General features: G+C 36.8%; 8 protein-coding genes. 2 read left to right on the top strand and 6 right to left on the bottom strand.

The features are described 5' to 3' along the window. Positions 1-142: 142 nt before the first annotated feature. Entirely contained in the window at positions 143-754 is a 612-nt protein-coding gene (locus tag AC1W31_RS15400; protein WP_481735368.1) for a peptidoglycan recognition protein family protein, read from the bottom strand. Between the two features lie 104 nt (positions 755-858). On the opposite strand from AC1W31_RS15400, the gene AC1W31_RS15395 reads away from it, so the two are divergent. Further along, on the top strand, positions 859-1,662 hold the full coding sequence (locus tag AC1W31_RS15395; protein WP_481735367.1) for a lysophospholipid acyltransferase family protein: 804 nt from the start codon (positions 859-861) through the stop codon (positions 1,660-1,662). Between the two features lie 99 nt (positions 1,663-1,761). Then, positions 1,762-2,451: a DNA repair protein RecO gene (gene recO, locus AC1W31_RS15390; RefSeq protein ID WP_481735366.1), complete on the top strand. Its 690-nt coding sequence runs from the start codon at positions 1,762-1,764 to the stop codon at positions 2,449-2,451. Between the two features lie 5 nt (positions 2,452-2,456). Here recO and AC1W31_RS15385 read toward each other — a convergent pair whose 3' ends face one another. From AC1W31_RS15385 to recJ, 5 genes are all read right to left on the bottom strand, one after another. After that, positions 2,457-2,699 carry an addiction module toxin RelE gene (locus tag AC1W31_RS15385; protein ID WP_481735365.1) on the bottom strand — a complete coding sequence of 81 codons (243 nt, stop codon included), beginning with the start codon at positions 2,697-2,699 and terminating at the stop codon, positions 2,457-2,459. Positions 2,700-2,784: 85 nt separating this feature from the next. Next, on the bottom strand, positions 2,785-3,027 hold the full coding sequence (locus AC1W31_RS15380; protein ID WP_481735364.1) for a hypothetical protein: 243 nt from the start codon (positions 3,025-3,027) through the stop codon (positions 2,785-2,787). A gap of 183 nt (positions 3,028-3,210) precedes the next feature. Further along, entirely contained in the window at positions 3,211-3,858 is a 648-nt protein-coding gene (locus AC1W31_RS15375) for a hypothetical protein (RefSeq protein WP_481735363.1), read from the bottom strand. Between the two features lie 31 nt (positions 3,859-3,889). Further along, entirely contained in the window at positions 3,890-4,621 is a 732-nt protein-coding gene (gene lptB, locus AC1W31_RS15370) for an LPS export ABC transporter ATP-binding protein (protein ID WP_481735362.1), read from the bottom strand. Positions 4,622-4,624: 3 nt separating this feature from the next. Then, positions 4,625-6,349, bottom strand: a complete 1,725-nt coding sequence (recJ, locus tag AC1W31_RS15365) for a single-stranded-DNA-specific exonuclease RecJ (RefSeq protein WP_481735361.1) — start codon at positions 6,347-6,349, stop codon at positions 4,625-4,627. Between the last annotated feature and the right edge of the window lie 51 nt (positions 6,350-6,400).

Here is a 6,400-nt window from a genome sequence, read left to right as displayed (position 1 = left end):
AACCAAAAGCAATATTTAAACAAAAGAGAGGTCAGTCAGAAATTTAAAGATAATATCAAAAATTATGTTACTTTCGATGATAAAAGACCTAAATGGAACTACCTAATAAAAGGTAGAGATTGACCAACTTATTATTTACTCGTTACTTAGTCATAAAATTTATGCCAAGGTCGCTTTTTTCTGTTCGGTAATTTGGGTCAGATTCTTTCCAAAGTGGTGTATGCTGAAAAGACGTATATTCGTGATGACCAATCAAATATTTGATACTGGCATGCTTCTTTTTCAAATATTTCACAATCCAAATATTGGCTTGCAACTGTGCTTCGGTTAGAGGAAATTTATTGCCATCTCCCACGTTTTCAATACCCAAAGTACACCAATTGAGTTCAATGACATGGCGAGCCATAAGATTTTCTGGCATCAATCGGTAAATTGTACCGTCTCTGTCAACTAAAAAATGAACCGAAACATTTAGTGGACTTAACCCTTTTAATTCTTTCCGAAATGAGGGCAACATGACGGGATTAAAAGCATTGAACGAACCTTCGAGCGTGGGAATTTCCGTCCAATGAGCCACAATCATTTTTGGCGCAATGATGGGTTCAGGCTGTTCTAAGCCATATCTTACTTTGAGATATGGCAAAGACAGTGTTTTTCTCGTAGAATCATAAATGATAGGTCGGTCAATAATTTTTTGAGCTAATCCTTTGAAAGTCAAAGAGAAAAGCATGACAAAAAGCGATAATTTTCTCATTTTGGGGTAGTTTTTCGATGACGGAGATGAATGAAATCTATAACAATTTACTAAAAAATTCTTACCTTTATTTCTTTCCAGAAACAAAAAGGAAAACAAGCAACATGAATTCTGTATTAAGAAAACTTCTCTCCATGACTGATGTCTTTGGGTTCTTTGAACGAGATCCATTTGGCAACTCTATGCTTTTAAAGAGAGTCATCGTGATGATTTTAGGAGTAATAACTCATACCCGTTTGCGAGGCGTAAATAAAACGCAAATTAGTGGAACGGAGCATTTGGAAGGATTACCACGAACGGGCGTATTATTTTTATCCAATCACCAGACTTATTTTATGGATGTGATTGCGCTGTATCATATTTTCTTTAGCGTAAAATGGGGTTTTAGAAATTCCGTTAATTTTCCAATTTATCTGTTAGCCCCTCGTTCGAGAGTATTTTATGTGGCGGCTTCTGAAACGATGAAAGAAGGTGGTTTTTTGCCGAGGGTTTTCTCGCAAGCAGGCGCAATTTTAGTGAATCGTTCATGGCGAGCCGAGGGTAAAGATGTAAAACGTACGGTGGATACTTCGGCGGATGATAAAGTAGGGAAAGGACTTTCTTATGGTTGGGTGGTAAGTTTTCCACAAGGAACTACCACGCCTTACGCACCTTTACGCAAGGGAACGGCACATTTGATAAAAGCACATAATCCGATTGTGGTACCCGTAGTAATTAACGGTTTCAGAAGAGCGTTTGATAAAAAAGGCTTACGATTTAGAAAAATAAACACAACGCTTACCGTAAATTTTAAAGAGCCAATCCGCTTCGACCCTGAAATGTCGGTGGAGGAAATTTTAGAAATTTTAAGAGATAGAATTGAACAAAATATTCCAGTCGAAAAATTGACTTGGAAACGTGAAGTTTAGGTTTTAGGGGTTGGGTTTTAGGGGTTAGATTTGGACGCTCGCTATCTTATCCAGATGAAATACTAAAACCTAATCCCCAAAAACTAAAACCTAATAAAAATGCTTTATAAAACCCGTGGCATAGTTATTAATTACATTCGTTATCGAGAAACTTCGGTAATTGTGAAAATCTATACCGAAGAATTTGGGATTCAGACTTATATTGAAAATGGTGTTAGAAGTGCCAAATCAAAGAATAAAATCGCTTTATTTCAACCACTTACGCTTTTAGATTTAGTTATTTATCACAAAGATGGAAAAGGCATTCAGCGGATTTCTGAGATAAAATGCAATGCCCCGTTTCAGACCATTCCTTTCGATATTCATAAATCTTCGATTGCTTTATTTATTACTGAAATTCTGTCGAAATCATTGCAAGAAGAAAATGGAAATACGCCTCTTTTTCATTTCATAAATAACTCCATTCTTTGGCTTGATGGCGTTACGGAAAACTACGAAAACTTTCACTTACAATTTCTCTTAGAATTTGGAACGTATTTAGGTTTTTCACCTGAAAATGCCCACGAAATTTCGCATGAATTAAGTATTCATAATTTGCCAACATTAACAAAAGTGCTTGAAAATCAATTAGATGTGTTAATGAATACGCAATACGATAAAGCACCAAAGATTGACCGATTTTCCAGAAATCAGTTATTGGATTCAATCATTTTGTTTTATCGTTTGCATGTGGATACGCTGACGGAAGTGAAATCGTTGGCGGTTTTGCATGAGGTGATGCGGGGGTGAGAGAGTTAAAGGTCAGCATCTTTAACCATTTTAACAAGAATATTCTTTTTCATAGTTGAATCTTCCGATTTATCATAAATCGTCAAAAGTGTAATGTCTGTATCTTCGTTATTTTCAGTAATAATGTAGTTGATAATTCTGAAACCTCCACTTTTACCTTTCCCTTTACTTTTTGAAGCTAAACGAACCTTATACAAGCCAGCACCTAATGATTCTCCTTGAAAAGGGGTGTCGTTTAGAGATTCCACAAAATCTATTAGTTCGCTTGCAAGAGAGGGGAATTTTTTAACAAACCTCTTTACTCTTGATTCAAAAGGGGCAGAGAACTTTATGCTAATTGCCATTTAGAATCTCTTCAAGGGTTTTTGACTTCTTTTTACCATTTTTGAAGTCTTTGACATTTTCTAAAGCCATTCTAAATTCTTGTAATATTTCAGGTTCAGAATCAGACTGAATGGGTTTTATGGTAACGAAATTTAAACTTTCTAAATAAGTTAGCAAAGCTTTCGATTCCTTGCTGTTATTGAAAGAAATGAAAAAGTCTTTTTTCGATATGGAAGAATTTACAGCTCTCATTTTGTATGATATTGATATATGCAAATATACAGATTTTTAAAAAATAATTTACTTTTTCCCTCCAATCCATCCCATCAGACAAAACCATATCCGAAAATTCGATAATTTCAATTAATGAACTTACTTCTGATATTGAGTAAATATCTGATATAGTGGAGAAGCCATTTTGAATAAGTTGTTGGTTTATAATCTACTTAATCTTTCAATAATACCTTGATTTAATCTTGGATTTATTTCTTCAAGCCACCCATAACTATCTAATATTTCTACATCAATAGCATTCTGCATTTTTTCAACAAACATTTTTGGTATCCAACAAAATAGATAGTTTTCAGTGACGTAAAACCATGTATCAATTGGTGGAATATCTGATTCATCAATAAACCCGTTGCTTTCGGCACATGGCGCACCATCAAGTATAGTTATATCAATTTCAAATCTGATAATTTTACCAAGTTCTGATATGTTTTTATTAGACAAAATACCATCTTGTCTTAGCTGTAACGCTGAATCTAAAACCAAGGTATAATCAAAATATAATTCAGGTGTTGCAGGCCAATCGAATTGGGTGGAATCAAACGTATAGAGGGGCACTCCATCATAGTCTGGATTAGTAGTTCGTAAAACTTTTGAATAATTTATCTCTGAATTATCCTTTATATTTTTAATAATTTCTTCCGTCCAAATAATGGTCTTTTGTAAATTTGAATAGAAATCAATGGGTAAATCTTTGTCAAAATCTATGTTATTTTTATAAGTAAAAGGTCTCCAATCTGGTTTGGGTTTATTAGACTTACTTTTTCCACAAAGAAATTCATAAAGGCTTTTCATAATTTTTATTCGTTTGATTAAATATCTCAAGCTATATCTTCCGCTTCAACTCAAAATGTTTACCCAAATACAAACGTCTAACTTGTTCATCGTCAGCGAGTTCTTGGGGCGTTCCTGCTTTTAGAATTTTGCCTTCAAAGAGTAAGTAGGCACGATCGGTGATGGAAAGGGTTTCGTCAACGTTGTGGTCGGTAATCAAGATTCCGATGTTGCGGTATTTGAGTTTTGCTACGATGCCTTGAATTTCTTCTACGGCAATTGGGTCAACGCCCGCAAAGGGTTCATCCAATAAAATAAACTTCGGGTCAACCGCCAAAGCACGGGCAATTTCAGTACGACGGCGTTCACCTCCCGACAAGACCTGTCCCAAATTTTTACGAACGTGCGTCAATGAAAATTCCTCCAAAAGTGATTCGGTTTTTTCCTTTTGCTCTTTCTTTGAGAGTTTAGTCATTTCCAAAACCGCCAAAATATTTTCCTCAACCGTTAAAGCCCTAAAAATAGAAGCTTCTTGAGCCAAATAACCAATGCCAAGTCTCGCACGCTTGTACATCGGCAAGTCAGTAACGTCCAAATCATCCAAATAAACTTTGCCAGAATTGGGTTTCACTAAGCCCGTAGCCATGTAGAAAGAAGTGGTTTTTCCCGCACCATTTGGCCCCAAAAGTCCCACAATTTCGCCTTGTGCCACTTGATAGCTAACGTTATCATTAACAATGCGTTGTCCGTATTTTTTAACTAAATTTTCGGTTCTTAGTATCATTTTTTAAATCTTTATATCCTTCAACATCAACTGAAAACTCCTTTTCCCTTGCCATTCATTAATTTCAATGGTGTAACAAATGGAGAATGGTTTTCCTTTAGATAATTCTTCGTAAAACTCCTCCACCATGCCAAAACCTACGCAGGTAAAAGCCGCTGAATCCTCTTGAAACACGTTGATTTTCAAGTGTTTCTCTTTCATTTTTATCGGTACGCCGTGCAGTTTTACATTTTCAGAAACAAAAACAGGTGTCATATTTTGTGGCCCGAAAGGTGACATTTGGGTCATGATTCTGTGAAATTTATCGGTAATCTGAGCTAATGGTAAATTCATATCCACCGAAATCATGGGTAGAATTTGTTCAGGTAAAATTTTACGAGCAACCACTTCTTCAAATTTACGTCTAAAATTCTCTATCTCGCTGATTTCTAAGGTTAAACCCGCCGCAAAAGTGTGTCCGCCAAACTGAATTAGGTGTTCTTCACATTCTTCGATGGCTTCATAAACGTCAAATCCAGGCACAGAACGAGCCGAACCCGCAGCGTGTCCTTGGGATTCGGTGAGAATAATGGTAGGGCGGTGATATTTTTCAATGCAACGACTCGCCACAATGCCAATTACACCTTTATTCCAATCCTTTTTGAAAAGTACGGTACTTTTGGCATTTTGGAGAATTTCATTGCCTTCAATCATCGCCAAAACTTCTTCGGTAATACTTGAATCCAAGCCTTTTCGGTCGGTATTATGTTTACTAATAATTTTCGCAAAATCAAATGCAGTATCCTCATTATCAGATAATAACAAATTAACGGCATCGTAAGCGTGCTTAATTCTACCCGCCGCATTGATGCGTGGTCCAAGTCCAAAAACGATTTTTGTAATGTCCATTTTACCTTCCAAACCTGCCGATGACATCAAGGCTTTTAAGCCTGTTCTCGGATTGGTATTCAATTGTTGCAAACCAAAATACGCCATCGTGCGATTTTCACCCACGATGGGAACAATGTCGCAAGAAATAGACGTAACTACCAAATCGAGATAAGGCAAAAGCAGTTCTTCGGAAATGCCTTGATTGGTGCAAAAAGCCTGTAACAGTTTGAAACCCACGCCACAACCCGTCAATTCATCGAAAGGATAAGTACAATCTGAACGTTTTGGGTCAAGTACTGCCACGGCATCGGGGAGGTCGTTATCGTCTGGGCGATGGTGGTCACAAATAATAAAATCTACGTTATGAGCCTTTGCCCAAGCCACTTTATCTTTCGATTTTATACCACAGTCCAAGCTCACAATCAAGCCAAAACCATTATCCGCCGCATATTCAACGCCTTTTTGTGAAACGCCGTAGCCTTCGGTGTAGCGGTCAGGAATGTAAAATTCTAAAGGACAATCTTCTCTATTTTGGAAAATATGCGTTTTTAAAAAACCATAAAATGTAGCTACAGAGGTAGTTCCATCGACATCGTAATCGCCGTAAACCAAGATTTTTTCGCTTTTAAAAATGGCTTCTTCCAAACGAGCAACGGCTTTATCCATGTCTTTCATCAAGTATGGGTCGTGCAATTGAGAAAGCGCAGGGCGGAAAAAATCTTTGGCTTCGTCGAAACTCGTAATCTGACGTTGAGCCAAAAGCGTAGCAATTTCAGTCGAAACATTCAGTTTTTCGACCAATAAATCAACCTGTTCTTGCGGAGGAACGGGTTTGTAAATCCAACGTTTTTCTGTCATGCAACAAAGTTAAAACCTTGATGCATAGGATTGATATGTTTGTGGGGAAAT

Source organism: Arcicella sp. (genome assembly GCF_964672035.1).
Note: the sequence above shows the minus strand (reverse complement) of the source record. Positions and strands in the feature narration are given on the sequence as shown.